This is a genomic window from Prosthecobacter sp. (genome assembly GCF_044373815.1).
Lineage (GTDB): Bacteria > Verrucomicrobiota > Verrucomicrobiia > Verrucomicrobiales > Verrucomicrobiaceae > Prosthecobacter.
Map to the genome: position 1 here is coordinate 17,007 of NZ_JBIPNG010000004.1, position 15,860 is coordinate 32,866.

Annotated in this window: 13 protein-coding genes; 7 read left to right on the plus strand and 6 right to left on the minus strand. The window is 59.6% G+C overall.

The genetic code is table 11. The annotated features are described in order from the left end of the window. Nucleotides 1-6: 6 nt before the first annotated feature. The 3 genes from ACIREA_RS00660 to ACIREA_RS00670 form a co-directional block, all read right to left on the minus strand. Nucleotides 7-2,103 carry a hypothetical protein gene (locus ACIREA_RS00660; RefSeq protein WP_397379519.1) on the minus strand — a complete coding sequence of 699 codons (2,097 nt, stop codon included), beginning with the start codon at nucleotides 2,101-2,103 and terminating at the stop codon, nucleotides 7-9. A gap of 56 nt (nucleotides 2,104-2,159) precedes the next feature. Then, nucleotides 2,160-5,099 carry a PAS domain-containing protein gene (locus ACIREA_RS00665; RefSeq protein ID WP_397379522.1) on the minus strand — a complete coding sequence of 980 codons (2,940 nt, stop codon included), beginning with the start codon at nucleotides 5,097-5,099 and terminating at the stop codon, nucleotides 2,160-2,162. Between the two features lie 132 nt (nucleotides 5,100-5,231). Then, a complete protein-coding gene (locus ACIREA_RS00670) occupies nucleotides 5,232-5,672 on the minus strand; it encodes a 23S rRNA (pseudouridine(1915)-N(3))-methyltransferase RlmH (RefSeq protein WP_397379524.1) in 441 nt (146 codons plus the stop codon). Between the two features lie 169 nt (nucleotides 5,673-5,841). Between ACIREA_RS00670 and ACIREA_RS00675 the strand changes: the two genes are divergently transcribed. The 4 genes from ACIREA_RS00675 (at nucleotide 5,842) to ACIREA_RS00690 (ending at nucleotide 9,421) form a co-directional block, all read left to right on the plus strand. Continuing rightward, nucleotides 5,842-6,591 carry a hypothetical protein gene (locus tag ACIREA_RS00675; RefSeq protein WP_397379526.1) on the plus strand — a complete coding sequence of 250 codons (750 nt, stop codon included), beginning with the start codon at nucleotides 5,842-5,844 and terminating at the stop codon, nucleotides 6,589-6,591. A 132-nt stretch (nucleotides 6,592-6,723) separates the two neighbouring features. Next, on the plus strand, nucleotides 6,724-7,527 hold the full coding sequence (locus ACIREA_RS00680; RefSeq protein WP_397379528.1) for an MlaE family ABC transporter permease: 804 nt from the start codon (nucleotides 6,724-6,726) through the stop codon (nucleotides 7,525-7,527). A gap of 3 nt (nucleotides 7,528-7,530) precedes the next feature. Then, nucleotides 7,531-8,337, plus strand: coding sequence for an ABC transporter ATP-binding protein (locus tag ACIREA_RS00685; RefSeq protein ID WP_397379531.1), 807 nt, complete (start codon nucleotides 7,531-7,533; stop codon nucleotides 8,335-8,337). 34 nt (nucleotides 8,338-8,371) lie between these two features. Beyond that, entirely contained in the window at nucleotides 8,372-9,421 is a 1,050-nt protein-coding gene (locus tag ACIREA_RS00690; protein ID WP_397379533.1) for an MlaD family protein, read from the plus strand. A gap of 18 nt (nucleotides 9,422-9,439) precedes the next feature. Here the strand turns inward: ACIREA_RS00690 and ACIREA_RS00695 are convergent, their stop codons facing one another. After that, entirely contained in the window at nucleotides 9,440-10,072 is a 633-nt protein-coding gene (locus ACIREA_RS00695) for an RNA polymerase sigma factor (RefSeq protein ID WP_397379536.1), read from the minus strand. A gap of 133 nt (nucleotides 10,073-10,205) precedes the next feature. Here ACIREA_RS00695 and ACIREA_RS00700 point away from each other — a divergent pair, with 133 nt between their 5' ends. From ACIREA_RS00700 to ACIREA_RS00710, 3 genes are all read left to right on the plus strand, one after another. Next, on the plus strand, nucleotides 10,206-11,807 hold the full coding sequence (locus ACIREA_RS00700; RefSeq protein ID WP_397379539.1) for a sensor histidine kinase: 1,602 nt from the start codon (nucleotides 10,206-10,208) through the stop codon (nucleotides 11,805-11,807). A 215-nt stretch (nucleotides 11,808-12,022) separates the two neighbouring features. Next, nucleotides 12,023-13,702 carry a 30S ribosomal protein S1 gene (gene rpsA, locus ACIREA_RS00705; RefSeq protein WP_397379542.1) on the plus strand — a complete coding sequence of 560 codons (1,680 nt, stop codon included), beginning with the start codon at nucleotides 12,023-12,025 and terminating at the stop codon, nucleotides 13,700-13,702. 232 nt (nucleotides 13,703-13,934) lie between these two features. Continuing rightward, complete coding sequence (locus tag ACIREA_RS00710) at nucleotides 13,935-14,798, plus strand: hypothetical protein (protein ID WP_397379544.1); 864 nt, start codon at nucleotides 13,935-13,937, stop codon at nucleotides 14,796-14,798. A 25-nt stretch (nucleotides 14,799-14,823) separates the two neighbouring features. Here the strand turns inward: ACIREA_RS00710 and ACIREA_RS00715 are convergent, their stop codons facing one another. Then, entirely contained in the window at nucleotides 14,824-15,111 is a 288-nt protein-coding gene (locus ACIREA_RS00715; RefSeq protein ID WP_397379547.1) for a hypothetical protein, read from the minus strand. Nucleotides 15,112-15,211: 100 nt separating this feature from the next. Then, the gene (locus ACIREA_RS00720; RefSeq protein WP_397379549.1) at nucleotides 15,212-15,802 is read right to left on the minus strand and encodes a PAS domain-containing protein; all 591 of its coding nucleotides are present in this window, start codon (nucleotides 15,800-15,802) and stop codon (nucleotides 15,212-15,214) included. Nucleotides 15,803-15,860: the final 58 nt, after the last annotated feature.

A 15,860-nucleotide genomic window follows, 5' to 3' on the forward strand; every position in this document is an offset into this window, starting at 1 on the left:
CGGAAATCACTTCGATGACGAGGTCACCGGCGCGGGCTCGGGCTGAGGACGCCAGGTGAGCATGCCTTTTTCGTTCATGAGGTAGAGGACGGGGATGGACTTGCCCTGCGGGCCATCGGGGAGGAGCCGGCCTTCGGCGTCGAAGTTGGCGATGCGGGCGTCGGCGTAGCGGATCCAGCCCTGGAGTGCGCCGGAGGTGGGATCGTAGCGATAGACATCGCGCCACTGCTTGAGTGTGGTGAGACGTGGGCTGACGTAAGCAGGAGCGGTGGAACGATCGAGAACGTCGGGGAAGAGTACCTGGCTGAGGAGGGTGAGATTCAGGCCTCGAAGCATGTAGCGCTCGCCGAGAGAGAGCTTTTCCGGCGGGGACATGGTGTCGATCTGCCCGGAGGCCTGCTCGACGAGGACGCCCTGCATGATGAGGCGGTGGAGTTCGGCGCGGACATCCGCGACGGCGGTGGATTTGGGCGAAGCGGCTGCGAGTGCATCGAGCTCGCGCTGGGAGCCGAGGTAGAAGGGATAAAAGCCGGCGATGGCGTTGAGCACTTTGTCGATGGTGGCGCGCACGGTGAGATCGGATTTTTCCGTGACCTTTTTCTTCAAGGCGGAGCTGGTGGCCTCGCCGAGTTTCGCACGCAGCTGGGCGGCCTCGTCTTTGCGTTTGTCGGCGTTTTCGATGGCGGTGAAGGCATCGAGCAGGGGTTTGAGCACGACGTAATGCTGCTGCAGACCGCTGCGTTCATCGGGCGTGAGAATTTGATCAAGCAGGCGGCTGCGGAGATTGGTGTCCTTCATGCTGAAGGCGAGCAGGATCTTCACCCAGCGGGGGTCGGTGTCTGTGACGGGCAGGCCAAAATCTGGATTGTGAGTTTGATAGTGGATTTCAGAGACGCGGCCCTTCTCATCGTAGAAGTGCATCTCGTTGGGCAGCATGTAGAAGCTGATGATGGCGGGGGTGCTGATGCTGGAACCGTTGTCGGCGAAGATGCCGATGTCGATGCGATGGCTGCGAATGCCGGTGGCGGTGATCACGGGCGGCTCCCAGCGGATGCGGAGGCGCATGACATCGCCGCCGGGTTCGGACTCGATGTGGACGAAGCGCGGATCACCCTGCAGCACGGCGGCGCGCATTTTCAGCGGGGCTTTGACCAGGTTCACCGTTTTATCAAAGCCGATGAGCATGCCGTGCTCGGCTTCGTTGCCGCGCAGGATGCGGGCGATGGAGACGGGAGTGTCGGAGAGCTTCCAGGGATGGGGGTTGGCGAGCTCGAAGAAATTCTTGCCGGGCTCGATCTTGGATTCCTCAATGACACGCAGCAGCACGAGCGGCGGGATTTTCGCCGGCGTCATGTCATGAGCGATGCGCACCATTTTTTCCTCGTCGATCTGCGCGCCGTCAAAGACCGGCGGATGAGCTTTGCCGGTGAAGTAGTCCTCGGGTGTCTGCACCGCAGTGTTCGAACGGCGAAAAATGGACTGCAGCGTGGGCATGAGCAGGCGCTTTTCGATGAGGAGCTTCTGCGTTTCCGGCGGAAAGGCGGCGGTGGCGGAGAGCAGGGCCTTGAGGAAGGGCTGATCGGTGAAGGAGGAGCCCTGGGAGATGAGCACGCAGGGGGTGTTCAGCGGCAGGAGATCGCCATAACCACCGCCAGCGTTTCCGTTGGCACCGATGTCGTAGTCCTGGTGCTCTGGATAGATGAAGAGGTTGTTGGAGAGGTACTGCTTGGCGAGGAAGAGATTGCCGCCGGGATCCATCATGATGATCCGCGGCAGACAGCCCATCTGCGTGGCACCGGAGGCCATGGAGCAATTGCCCAGGGTCGGCTGGGAGCGGACCAGAGTGGCAGCCCCTTTTTCATTCTCGGCCCCTTTGTTCACCTGCAGCTGCGGATACTGCGCGGTGTTCAGCGGCGAATGCTGGCCGTCACGATTTTCATAGGTGATGGCCTGGAGTCCGGCCGCGGTGCCTTTGGCAAACCAGTCATTGATCAGCTCGGCGACTTTGTCCGTCCGTGTGGTGACGGGCTGTGCGAGGACATCCGAGAGGCCAAGCGTTAGAAACGCCAGGAGGCACAGGCAGGCCGTGGATTGGATCAGCACGCCGCATTGTCACGACAGTGCCGCTATTGGCAAAAGGAATATGCTATGCAGAAGGTTTAACCTTCGGGCGTCGCCAGCGGGAAACGCAGCTTGATCTCGGTGCCTTGGTCCGGATTGCCCCGGACAAAGAGCTGGCCGCGCATTTGATCGGCAAAGACCGCGAGGATTTTGAGGCCAAGACCACCGCCTTCACCTGGATGAAAGTCGGAGGGCAGGCCCACGCCATCGTCACTGATGACGAGTTCGCCGCTGCCCTGGGTGTAGGTCAGCGTGGCGGTGATCAAGCCTTTGCGGCCATGCGGATAGGCATGCTCAAAGCAGTTGGAGAGCGCCTCATTGAGCGTGAGGGCGAGCGGCATGAGCCACTCCTGCTCAATGGGGCCTTCCTGCACTTCCAGGTGCACCTTGATCTGGTCTGACTTCACCTCATAACATTCACGCAGGTGCGCGACGAGATCGCGCGAGAAGTCGCTGAAGGTGTCAGCCTTCCCAAGGGCGACCTGATACAAATGCTGATGGAGTGCGGCGATGGCACGCACGCGGTTCTGGCTGGAGCGCAGGGCATTGCGGGCATCCTGATCGCTCACGCCATTGATCTGCATGTTCAGCAGGCTGGAGATGATCTGGAGATGGTTCTTGATGCGATGATGCGTCTCGGTGAGCAGGAGTTTTTCGCGCTCGAGGTCAACCACCGGCCAGCGCTGGCTGGAAGGCGACACCACTTGGAAAGCCAGCGGGATGGCGGCTTTCAGGATCGCGGCAGGCAGCGAAGGGACCGCTGAAGTTTCGACTTCGGCGGCGAAGTGGGCGCTGAGTTCAACCCCGCCTTCCTCAAGGATACGCACGCTGGTTTCCACTTCCCCGCGTTTGCCATTCCCGCCGAAAAACGGACGCTGAACGATGCTGTGAGGACGGGCTGCCTGTGCGGCGAGATCTGCAAAAAAGCCGGTAGCGTCTGAAGGGCGGAAAAACTGATGCAGCGGCCGCCCGACGGCAGCAGCAGCCTCGAGACTGAACAATTGCTGGGCGTGCACCGACCAGGTGCGCACGCGGCCATTCGCATCCGTGGTGAGCAGTATAACGCTGGTCGGCCGGGGCGCTGGGGCAGGCGTCTGGAAAATGGCTGCGGCGGGAAACGCTGGCTCTGGCAGAGTCGCGGTTACAGGCTCATTGACCTCCTGCAGGTAATGGATGGTACAGTGGGTTTCCCCCTGCGCATCTGGAACGGCTGCAAGGTGCAGGATGGCGTGAGAGAAAGAACCATCGATGCGTTTGATGCGAACTCCGAGCGCCTCCGCCTGACGACCGCTGCTTTGCAGGGAGCGCAGCGCATCACGCCGTGCGGTGGCGCTGTCAGGATCCAGCCAGGCATCCAGCGGATAACGCCGCAGCTCAGACTTGGCCTTGCCGAGAAGTTCTTCGGCATGCTGGTTGACCTCGAAGATGACGCCGGCCTTGTCCGTCATGACAATGGCGATGGGACTGCCCTGCATGAGCGTGCGGAGCTTGGCCTCCATGCTGCGAAGCTGCTCTTCATGACGGGTGTGCTCGGTGGCGTCCTGAATGCTGACCAGCAGCCCCCCGCCGGGCAGGGCAATGGGATGAAACTCGAGTTCCTTGAGCAGGCCGTCCGCTGTGGCGAGAGACACGGTGCGCGTCAACTGACGGCGCCAGACGCTTTCACGCCAGGCCAGCACGACCTGCGCGCGATGCTCTTCGGTGGAGCATGCGTGAGCCAGCCAGCTTTCGACGGTTTGATCTGATTCGAGCGGACGCCCCAGCAGTTTGGCCAGGCCTTCATTCTGATACACTGGAACGCCACGTTCATCCAAAACGAAGACTCCGCAGGGAATGCCTTCAAGATAGCTGCGCAGGCGGGACTCACGCCTGCCGAAGGCCTGCTGCGCCTCGGCGAGAGTGCGCAATTCCTGCCGTGCACGCGAAAGCTCGTTTTCCAAACGCTGCTGTGCGGCATCATCCACCGGTGCTGCCGCAGGAAGCGGAGGGGGAACCACCACGGGTGCAGGCATAGCCACCGGAGGGATGAAGCGAGGTGCGATTTCCGCAGCCGGTGGGGAAGGGAAGCCCATCACCATGACTTGGCGTGGGGAATCATCCGCCCCTTTGCGTGCCAGCGCTGAAACCAGCCAGCGGGAAGGGACGGAAGGATCCGGGGAGGAATCCTTGTGCGTGGTGATGTAGACCGGAACCGGCGAGTGGGCCAGCGCCACACGGGTGAGTGCATCGAGTGTCTGCTGACGCAGGGCGCTGTAGTCCCGGCCTTCACCGAAAACTTCCCAAAAGCAGGTGGTGCCCTCCTGAATTCCTTTGTCCAAGGTCAGATGCGCAGCGGCGACGTTGGCGCGCAGGATCGCTCCGTCCAAATTGAGGATCAGCATTGGAATGGAGCAGTCCAGCGGATCGGGCGTTTTCGCCACAGGCGCTGAACCGTCTTGATCCTCCGAGGAAGGAGCTGCTTTGACAGCATCTTCACCAGAAGACTGTGGAGAGCTGAATTTCTCACAGGTGACCATCAGGCCGCCGACAGCGGCATCACGCTTCTTGCGCCAGGGCCGCACTTCCCAGCGGTAGACCAGATGCTGGCCGTCAGGTCCGCTGAGTGAATCATGTTCGCTGCGGACGATGTGTCCCTGCAATGCACGTTCATAGACCTGTCTCCAGCCCGGGTGCAGGCCTGGAAAAATTTCATACTGGCTCTTGCCGACCAGCGGCTGCACCTGCTGCAGGCCGAATTCAGTGATCCACTGGCGGTTGGCGAGCATGTAGCGCATGCCACGGTCAAACATGGCCATGGCCACCGGAGCGTTTTCCACCAGTACACCCAGCACCAGCTCCATGTCTTCTGATTCGTGTTTGGGGGAATCTGAGCTCCCCTGAACTCCCGTACGCGGGTCCTGGGCCTCGTCACGCGCCTTCTCCAGAGGCGCGGATTGCGCCTTGGGGTGAATGACGTTTCTGAGGACCGAAGATGACATGTCGCGATTAGTTGAGAAAATTTGAAATTTAGGTTCTCCCAAGTTATCAGCAAGGCGAAAGTGCGAAGATTTGCGACTCAGTTCAGCAATAAACGAGCCTAGAGGCAAGTTTCATCCTTAAGCCTGATGAAATCATTCCCGATGGTAAGGTTCCCCGCGAATGATGGTGTAGGCACGGTAAATCTGCTCCATCAGCATCACCCAGGCAACGTCATGCTGCATGGTGAGGGTGGAGAGGGACCAGGCCATTTTGGCCTTGGCACGAAACTGTGGGGAGTGGCCGTCCGCCCCCCCGATGACGAGACAGATGCGTTTGCGACCGGAAACCTCTTCGTTTTCAATCCATTTCGCCATCTCGACACTGCGCAATTGCCTGCCGCGTTCGTCTAAAAGAATGCAAAGATCACCAGCACAAGCGGCCTCGATTTGCTTTTCCACCCGCTCCAGAGGAGCCTCTTTAATAACCACATGCTCGAAATGACTGTAGTGCTGAAGTCTCTTCCAATAGAGCTCCACAGCCTCTTTAACCCAAGGGTGGCCGGGCTTCCCAACAGTGATGATGCGCCATTGCATAAGGTCAAAAGCGCACATCTCAGCCAGATATACAAGGCAGGCATAATATTATTGTTATTTTAATAAAGATGGATTTTGTTGCTTAGCATTACCATCCTTGTTGTTGCATAATTTAAAAAGATCGTTAAAATGAGAATGCCACTTCAAAAATTAACCGTTCGCTAAGCCTATGTCCAAAGCACCTCACACCCCGGTTCATCTCGTCGCAACATGTGTTGTGACGCTCATGCTGGCATCCTGTGCCGTTCCTCCTCGTGAGGCATGGCAGGCGATCCAGAGTCGTGGACTCATCACCTACTACATGGGACACGAAAGTCGTCCGCTTGGAGCCACGGGTGGATCGCCGACGCTGGCAAAGAGCACGACGCCCGTGCAAACGCCCAGCCCGATCGTGGGTCCTGACCGTCCTGCGACTCCGCCTCCCTCGATGCTGAATGCATCCACGATGCCTGTTGCGCAGGCAGTACCAGACCTCCCCGGCTATGTTCGCACTCCATTCACCAATCCACCACGCTTGGTGGATGTGCGCGGAATGTCTGCTGGCTCCAAAGTGGTCTGCCCCTACACACAGCGTCCCTTTCTGGTTCCGGGCAGCGTGACAGCCGCCCCTTCCAACGTCGCTGCGAATCGTCCAAAGACACCCGCAGCGCCTGCGCGTCCGCGCACCACACCTGTTGCTCCTAACAGCAACGTGGCCGCAATGACCACGCCAGCCCCATCCGCCCCATCGGTGGCACCGACAACTCCCGCCGCGCCAGTGGCCGAGCTGCCATATGGTTCCCCCATCGCCGGGCGCCCTGGCTTCGTGAACAGCCCGTTTGCCGCCAAGCATCAGCTGGTGGATGTGACCGGCCTTCCCGTCGGCATGGAAGTCAAGTGCCCCTACACCGGCAAGCTCTTCCGCGTGCCGCCGCAGTAGCATTCGCTGCTACAAGCAGTCGTTCAATACCTTTGCCCCGTCTGGATCTTCTCCAGACGGGGCTTTTCATTTTCGTCTCCAAGGACTCGGTTAAGTTGCCTTCATGCCACAACATGCGATGATGAAAGCGTAATGGATTTACCTTCAGGCCTGCTGATCCTACCGGGCCGCACCTTCCTACATTTTCTAGTCTATCTCGGACAGCTCGCAGACTTGATGCGCGAGTTGACGATTGCTGTTCGTTCAGGCGTGTGGCGGCTCAGGCTGGTGGCGCAGCAGATTGTGGCCATCGGCTATGGCTCACAGGCGGTGGTGATTGTGACCGGTGCCTTCACCGGCGCGGTGTTCACCTTTCAAAGCTACGCCAAGTTCAAGGACTTCGGCTTTGAGACCACCGTGGGCGCCGTGGTCTCCGTGGCGCTCTGCCGTGAGCTGGGGCCGGTGCTGGCCGGGCTGATGGTGGCCGGCCGCGTGGGCGCTGCCATGGCGGCTGACATTGGCACCATGAAAGTGACCGAACAGGTGGACGCCCTGCGCGTGATGGGCGTGCATCCGGTCGATTTCCTGGTCCTGCCACGTTTCCTGGCGATGATGATCTCGATGCCATTCCTGGTGGCAGAGAGCATTTCCTTCGGCCTGTTTGCGTCCTATCTGGTGACGAGCTTTGGCTATGACATGCCCTCCGCATGGTACCTCACCCATATGCTCGATCACACGAACATGGAGGATCTCAGCATTGGCATGATCAAAGGCTTCGTGTTTGGGATGCTGATCACTTTGATTTCATGCCACCAGGGATTGTCCGCTGAAAACGGCGCGGTCGGTGTAGGCCTGGGAACGACCCGTGCGGTGGTCATCTCCTCGCTCGTGCTGCTCATCGTCAATTTCTTCCTCTCCATCCTGCTCAACTACGTCTTCCCCATCGGCACTGTCTAAGTCATGGCTGAACCAACCACCGGCACGACTCCAGCCTCCGTCCCTGCCTCTGACAACGGCAGCCCGCATGCTTTCATTGAGTTGAAAAACGTCAGCAAACGCTTTGGCAGCCAGCAGGTGCTGCTGAACATCAACCTCACGCTCAAGCATGGTGAAACACTATGCATCATCGGCCCCAGCGGTGAGGGCAAGACGGTGACGCTGAAACACATCATCGGCCTGATCAAACCGGACAGCGGGGAGATCTACGTGGATGGCGTGCACGTGAACCGTTTAAAGGAACGTGAGATGGCCCCCATTCGGAAGAAGGTGAGCATGCTCTTCCAGGGCGCTGCCCTCTTTGACAATCTCACGGTCGAGCAAAACGTGGCCTTCCCGCTGCTGGAGCACGGTGTGCGTGACCGGGCCGAAATCGACCGCCGCGTGCGTGAAGCCCTGCAGGCCGTGGATCTGGACGAGCACCGGCATAAATTCCCGACCGCTCTTTCGGGTGGCATGCGCAAACGCACGGGCATCGCGCGTGCGATCATCGACCACAGCGAGTGCATCCTGTACGACGAGCCCAACTCCGGTCTCGACCCCATCGGTTCCGACGTCATCGACCAGATGATTTTGCGCATGCAGCGCCGCTACAAAATCACGTCCATCATCGTCACCCACGACATGCGCAGCGTCTTCAAGATCGCCGACCGTGTGGCCATGCTCTACCGTGGCGAAATCCGCTTTCTAGGCACGCCGACGGAACTGCGTGAGTCCACCGACCAAGTCGTTCATGATTTTATCAACGGCCATTCCGACATCACCGGTTGAACCCGCCCCTTTTCACCCTCATTCATACCCTCTCATGATCGACAGCGATAAAAAAACCGAAATGCTAGTCGGACTCTTTCTGCTCGTCGGACTGCTCCTGCTCGGTGGCCTCATTCTGATGTTCGGACGCGTGCGTGAAGTCTTCAAGGACACCTACCATCTGCAGGTGTCTTTTCCAAACGCCTCCGGCATCAAGGAAGGCTCGCCAGTGTTCCTCGGTGGATCGCGCGTGGGCAAGGTGGACAAAAAGCCGCAGCTCAACGACACCTTCACGGGTGTCATTCTCGATCTGGAACTCTTCAGGGACGTCATGGTCCCCGCTGATGCCACCTTTGGCATCGGTTCCGCCGGTCTGATGGGAGATGCGCTGGTGGAAATCAAACCCACTGGCAAACAAACCGATGTGTTCCTGCCGCATGATTATGACAAAGTCATCGAAGGTGAAAAAGGCGGCGGCCTGAACGACCTGCAAAGCCAGGCGGAGAAGGTCGGGAAAAAAGTCGATGTGGTGCTGGATGACGTGCGCGTCGCTCTCAAAGATGTCCAGTCGGCCATGGGCAAGGTGAACAAAGATGCTCTCTCCGATGCCACGATTCTAAATTTCAAGGAAGGCATGGAACACCTCAACAACACACTCAAGCGTGTGGACGACAAGGTGCTGGGCGAGGAAAACGCACAGACCCTGAAGACCGCTCTGTCGGAACTCAAGGACGCCGCCACCAGTTTCAAAGGTGCGGCCAAAAACATGGAGGAGTCGAGCAAGAAACTCGGCCCGATGTTTGACAAACTCGACCCTGCCATCGCCAAGGCGGACAAGCTGATGGCGACTGCCGATGAATCCCTGCAGTCGATCAAAAAGGCTGCCGACACATTCGCTGTGGTAGGTGCCAACATCTCCTCCGGCAAAGGTCTGCTGGGAGCGCTCATGAACGACCAGCGTTTGATGACCGACTTCCGTGACTTGATTTACAACTTCAAGGTCAATGGTCCGCTTTGGTACAAGGACACGGCGGAAAGACTCCGTGCCGAGGAAGCGAAAAAGCGTCTCGAAGAAACTCCGTCGAAACGCGGCATTTTCCGCTGAGCCTCTGAGCGTGCCGGTTCATGCCAGCACTGCATGCAGCATGCTTTCGTCCTCGCGGCATTCGGCCAGGATCAGCGTACGCAGACGGCGTTTGGCACGGTGAAGCGCCGTTCGCAGCGCACCACTCTGCGGACGTGCGGCACGACAGCCTTTGACGATGTTTTCCTCAAGGCAGTCCCAGACTGCGCCACGACCCTGGGCGTGAAGTTCAAGGCTGAATGAATGCAGTGCGCGCTCGATCACGCCCCTGGCCCACTCACGGTCCATTTCTCCATCGGGAGAGGGACGTGAATCCACCAAGTCGATGTTGCCGCCATTTTCATCACTCAAGGAAAAGCAAACCACGCCACCTCCACGGCGCTGCCGTGTACGGTGCTGCCAGCGCTTGATCAAGTGCGTGCGCAGACGGGCAAAGAGGAAGGCCGCCTGCTCGCCATGATCCACGATGGCTGCGGCACGCTCGTGCTGGCCCTGCGCCACGAGTTTGGCAAACAGCTCCTGCACGGCGTCTTCGGCATCATGAACTTCGCAACCGCGTGCCCGCGCAAAGGCGCAGAGCACGGGCCAGTGGCGGCTGTAGAGCATTGAGGCTGCATTGAGGGCGGATGAATCCGTGGTGTGGCTGCTGGCGTGGTCTTCTCCAAGGTGCATGGCGGTGTGGGGTGGTTACCCATGCATTGGAGCAACGGTGCATGACACAGGACTGCGGGCGGACATTAATAGGCGTTTATCTTCGTGCGCATCCTCACTCCCCGCATGAGAGTCTGCGTGTTCACCTCCTTGAATGAGCGCCCCGGCCAACACCCGCAGCTTCCGCATCCGCCTGGCCCTGCAGACGATGATCGTCGCAGGGACGCTGGTGGCGGGCTTTGGTGCCGCCGCCTGGTGGTATGCCAGCCAGACACTGGAACGCAGCGTCGATGACCGCATCATCGCTCCAGCCCAGCGTGTGTGGAACCGCATCGACCCCTACACGACGGATGATCAGTTCAAACTGATCGCCGACCTCGTCTTTGGCACTTCAGCGGAGCATAATGCCACCCATGCGGTGCTCGTGGTGCAGGAGCATGCGCAGGGGAAGACCCTGTTCGCCACGCCCAACGCCCCCAAAGATCTGAATGCGTACTTCCGCAGCTGCTTCCCGACGCAGGAAGAAATCGGGCGAGCGCCGCCAGTCACGCCACATGGCGGGGGCCCCGGCCCGCCCGGCGGAAGGCGGCGCGAACCACCGCCACCGCACAGAGATAGCGGCTTTGACGATCTGCTCGGCACGCCGGGATTCGGCAGGCCACCACCACCGCAGGGGCGCGACCTGCCCTTCCGGCCGCAGATGCCCATGGTGCGCGAGCCGACCACCTTCACCGCACGCTCCGGCGGCATCGACTGGCGTTTCGGTGCCTTCAGCAGCCCCACGTACACCATCTTCATCGGCCTCTCGCTCACGGATTTTTATGCGGAGATCAACCGCATGGCCTGGTGGTACATGGGTGCGGGAGCGCTGGGCCTGGTGCTGGCCGGCTTCGGTGCGCTGTGGACTTCCGGGCAGGCGATGCGGCCGCTGGAGCGTGTGGTGAGCACGGCCCAGCGCCTGACGGCGAGTGATCTGGCCGAGCGCATTCCTGTGCAGCGCGATGACAACCGCGAGTTCGCCCAGCTCATCGACGTGCTCAATGGCATGATGCAGCGCCTGGAAGGAAGCTTTCAGCAAGCCGTACGCTTCACGGCTGATGCCTCCCACGAACTGAAGACCCCCCTGGCCATCATGCTGGCAGATCTGGATGACGCGGTGCGCCACACCGCTCCCGGCAGCGAGGAGCACGAGAGATTTGCCTCACTCTTTTCCGAAGCCTCGCGCCTCAAACAGATCACGCAAAGCCTGCTGCTGCTTTCCCAGGCTGATGCGGGGCGGCTGCCCACGCATCCGGAGAGCTACGACCTCAGCCTTGATCTCGAACGCCTCATCGAAGACGGGGAAATCCTCTGCGAACAAGCAGGGCTCACTCTGGAACATCATATCGAGCCCGGCATCACCGCGCATGCGGACCGCGCCCTGCTGCAGCAGGTGTTTCAAAACCTGCTGAGCAACGCCATCAAATACAACCGCCCGCAGGGCTGCGTCTCCCTGCAGCTTTCAAAGCAGGACACGCAGATCGTTTTCAGCGTCGCCAACACCGGCCCCGCCATTCCGGCGGAAAATCAGCAGCGCCTTTTCGAGCGCTTCTTCCGCGGGGACAAGGCCCACACGCGGCAGACCGACGGCTTCGGCCTCGGCCTCAACATCGCCACGGAGCTCGCCCGTGCGAATGGAGCGGAATTGCAGCTCGTCAGTTCGCGAGAGGATGAGACGGTGTTTGAGGTGCGGCTGGCGGCGACGATGGGTGTTTGAGTCATTTGGGGGCGGGGCGAATGCCATCGGACAGGATTGCCCGGCAGCTTTTTCGCCCACTTTCCCCCTTGCCAAACGCGGAACCTCCCCGAGAATCCCGGCCCTCTTGTCCGGAGGCCTTTTGGCTTTGCGGGACGAAAGCCCGCCGTGCGCCTCAGGAGTGGAGGTTTGCGAGCGGTTCCCTCCTAAACACTCGCAACCCGTAAAAACAGATAATGAGCGCAACAGCTACTCTCGCAGACCTGATCGCAGGTTCTTTCCGCGAGCTTTCCGAAGGATCCATCGTCAAAGGCAAGATCCTCGAAATCAAACCGCAGGTCATCCTCGTCGATATCGGCTACAAGTCCGAAGGAGCCATCCCCTCCAACGAGTTCGAAGATGAAGACATCCAAGTAGGCGATGAGGTCGAAGTCCTCCTCGAACGCCTCGAAAACGACGAAGGCATGGTCGTTCTCTCCAAGGAGAAAGCCGCCCACCGTCAGAACTGGGAAAAGATCTACAACGTCTTCAAGGACGGTGGTCTCGTCAAAGGCAAGATCAAGAGCGTCGTCAAAGGCGGTCTCATGGTCAACGTCGGCGTCGAAGCCTTCCTCCCCGGCAGCCAGATCGACATCATCCCGCCGAAGGATCTCAACGAGTACGTCGGCAAGGTGTTCGAGTTCAAGATCGTCAAGATCAACGACGAACGCAAAAACATCGTCCTTTCCCGCCGCGAAGTCATCGAAGCGGAGCGCGCCGAACAGCGCCAGAAGTTCCTCGACGGCGTCACCCCTGGCGACAAAGTCATCGGGATCGTCAAGAACATCACCGACTTCGGTGCGTTCGTGGACCTCAACGGCATGGACGGACTGCTCCACATCACGGACATGTCCTGGGGCCGCCTCAACCATCCTTCCGAAATGCTTGGAATCGGTCAGAAGATCGAAGTCCAGATTCTCGAAGTCAATCGCGAGAAGGAGCGTGTCTCCCTCGGCCTCAAGCAGCTTCAGAACAATCCTTGGGAAAACATCGAAGCCCGTTACCCCGTCGGCCAGCGCGTGCGCGGCAAGGTCACGAAGCTCGTCGCCTACGGCGCGTTTGTGGAAGTGGAAGAAGGCGTCGAAGGCCTTGTTCACGTCTCCGAACTCTCCTGGACGAAGCGCATCGCGCGTCCTTCGGACGTTCTCACCGTCGGTCAGGAAATCGAAGCTTCCGTCCTTGGCATCAACAAGGAAGAGCGCAAGATCAGCCTCGGCGTGCGTCAGCTCGACACCAATCCTTGGGACGACATTGACGCTCGTTACCCAATCGGCACTCAGATGAAGCGTGCCGTCCGCAACCTCACCGCTTACGGTGCGTTTGTGGAGCTGGAAGAAGGCATCGACGGTATGATCCACGTGTCCGACCTCAGCTGGACCCGCAAGATCAACCATCCTTCCGAGCTCCTCAAGAAGGGTCAGGAAGTGGACGCCGTGGTTCTCGGCATCGACAAGGCCAACCAGCGCATCAGCCTGGGCATGAAGCAGCTCGACACCGACCCATGGTCCATCATCGACACCCGCTTCAAGGTGGGCGACGTCGTGAAGGGCCGCGTGGCGAAGATCGCCTCCTTCGGTGCCTTCGTCGAACTGGAAGACGACATCGACGGCCTCGTGCACATCTCGCAGATCAGCGAAGACCGCATCGAGAAGGTCAAGGACAAGCTCAATGTGGGCGACGAAGTGGAAGCACGCGTCATCAAAGTGGACAAGGTGGAGCGCCGCATCGGCCTTTCCATCAAGGCCATGAACTACAGCGAAGCCGACATCCAGAAGGAAAGCCAGGCCTTCGAAGCTCTGCGCCCAAGCACCGACCTCGTCGGTCTGGAGCAGGCCTTCAAGTTCGCCACCGAAGAGTGGCGTCCAGGCGGCCAGTAATCCGCGATCTGAGACTCAACATCCAATCAACCACGAAGGGGACGCCGCAAGGCGTCCCCTTTTTTGTCTTCACTGCGTGGAGTCCACATGGCATGCCTGTCTTTCTCCTCCTCTTACTCCTCCTCAACCGGGGAGGAATATGAGCGGTCGGCTCTCATCTTTGAGCACCGCTTTAACAATCTTCTCACACATTCCCTGTGGCGGTCTGCTTCGAAGAAGGCAGTTTCCCGCAATGTCCGAGGATGTTCCTTCAGCGCTTCCAGAGACACGCCGCACTTGGCTGCAGCGTGGCCTGCTGGCATTGCCTGCGGCATTCGCCGGCTGTGCGGCTCCCGCCACCTCGGTGCTGGGTGTCTCGGCACGCAAAACGCGTGCGCAGTGGGAGTATCACAACCGGTTTCTCGCCTCGGGTGCCCGGCTGCGCTTTCGCTCTCACAGTGCGCATGGCAGGCCTTTCACGGCGGGCATGGAATACGTGTACCGCACGCACAAGCGTGATCCGCGCATTGGCTATGCGGTCAAAAATCTCGCCACGGGCCGGTATCTTGCGGAGTTTCAGGCGGACAAGCTCTTCGTTGGGGGATCAATGCCGAAGCCTGCAGTAGCGGCGGTGCTGCTGGAGAAGCGCCGTGGCAATCTCACGCGCGAGGAGTTTCAGAACATCGTGTATGCCTGTGATCAGAGCATCAACGCTTCTTGGTACTACCTGATGGCCCGCCTCACGAAGGCCGATGAGCAGTACTTTGAGCAGAAATACAATCTGCCAAATGTGGAGATCCTCAACAACTGGCAGTCACCGCGCTTTTACGCGGAGTTTTACGAGCGCTGCGTGAACTACCGCTTTGAGTATGGCTGCGAGCTGCTGCTGGAGGCGATGCGCCGCGATCAGTACGGCCTCGGCCGCTGGGTGATGCCCGCGAGCATCACTTACATCGGCGGCAAGACGGGCAACTACGGCGAATGGGATCACGAGTCGCTGTTCTTTTATCATCGCAACACGCCGTATGCGATTGTGCTGTACACCCGTGGCAACTTCGCGCCTGGAAATCAGCTGGGCTGCATGATGGGCGGCCTGTTCCACGAGTATTGCGCGTGAGCTTCACGGCTTGAGCCGGTCGGCTTCACCGTTCCTTCTCCGGCAGTACTTCCACTTCAATGTCCCGCACCTCGAGCGAGGCCGTCGTGGCAGGTGGAGCGGGCTCCAGCCAGATGTCACGTTTGGTCCCGGACGAAAGCTTGCGCCGGATGGTGTAATACAAGGCCGCAACGGCGGAGATGGCCAACCCGGCCACGGCCACCGCAGCACCGACCATGAGAACCAAGGCGATGAGCCCAACGCCCACGACCGCAACCACTCCCAGCAGCAGCATGGCGGGCAGTCCCCGGATTTCGAATGTCCTCGGTCTCATGGCAATAACATGCGGCCTGTGTCCGGGATGACAACCCACATGTGGCTCCAGAAAAGGAGCAGCTTTGTAGTCTCCTTATTCGTAGAGGAGGTCAGACCCTTCAGCCTTCAGGAAAGTAGATAGGCAGGCATGAGGGGCAGAGAGAATGCGTGAAGCTGACCTCCGTGTGGGCCGAGACATAGGCCTCCAGGCCATGCCACTCTCCACTGCCATCACGGATGTTTTTGCAGGCGGCGCAGATCGGCAGCAGTCCACGCAAGGTGCGCACTTCTGCCAGCGCCTCGTCTCTTTCTGAGATGGCGCGTTGCAGCTGGGCTTCACGCATGCGCAGGGGGGTCACATCCGCCACATGACACCAGAACCCGCGCACCACTCCATCCTCGATATCCGGTGTGTAGGTGGCGATGCTGTCCTTGGCCCCGCCTTGAGGAAGGGGTATGTTCCTTTCAAACTGCTGGGACTCACCGCAGAGCGCCCCCTGAATGTAGGGAAGGTTCAATTCATACAGTGGACCCAGAAGATCCTGCATGCGCATGCCGAGCATTTCCGCCGGACTTTTGCCAAACCACTCCCGATAGGCTTCATTGGAAAACAGGCACCTCTGCTCCGAATCCCAGTAGGCCACCATGGCTGAAATTTGATTGACCGCTCTCAGAGCTAGTTGGGCTGGGTCTGCAGATTGGATGTCCATTCAGGGTCGCTGTGTCGATCCTAACTTCGACACTTTCATATTAAGTAATCGTTCAATA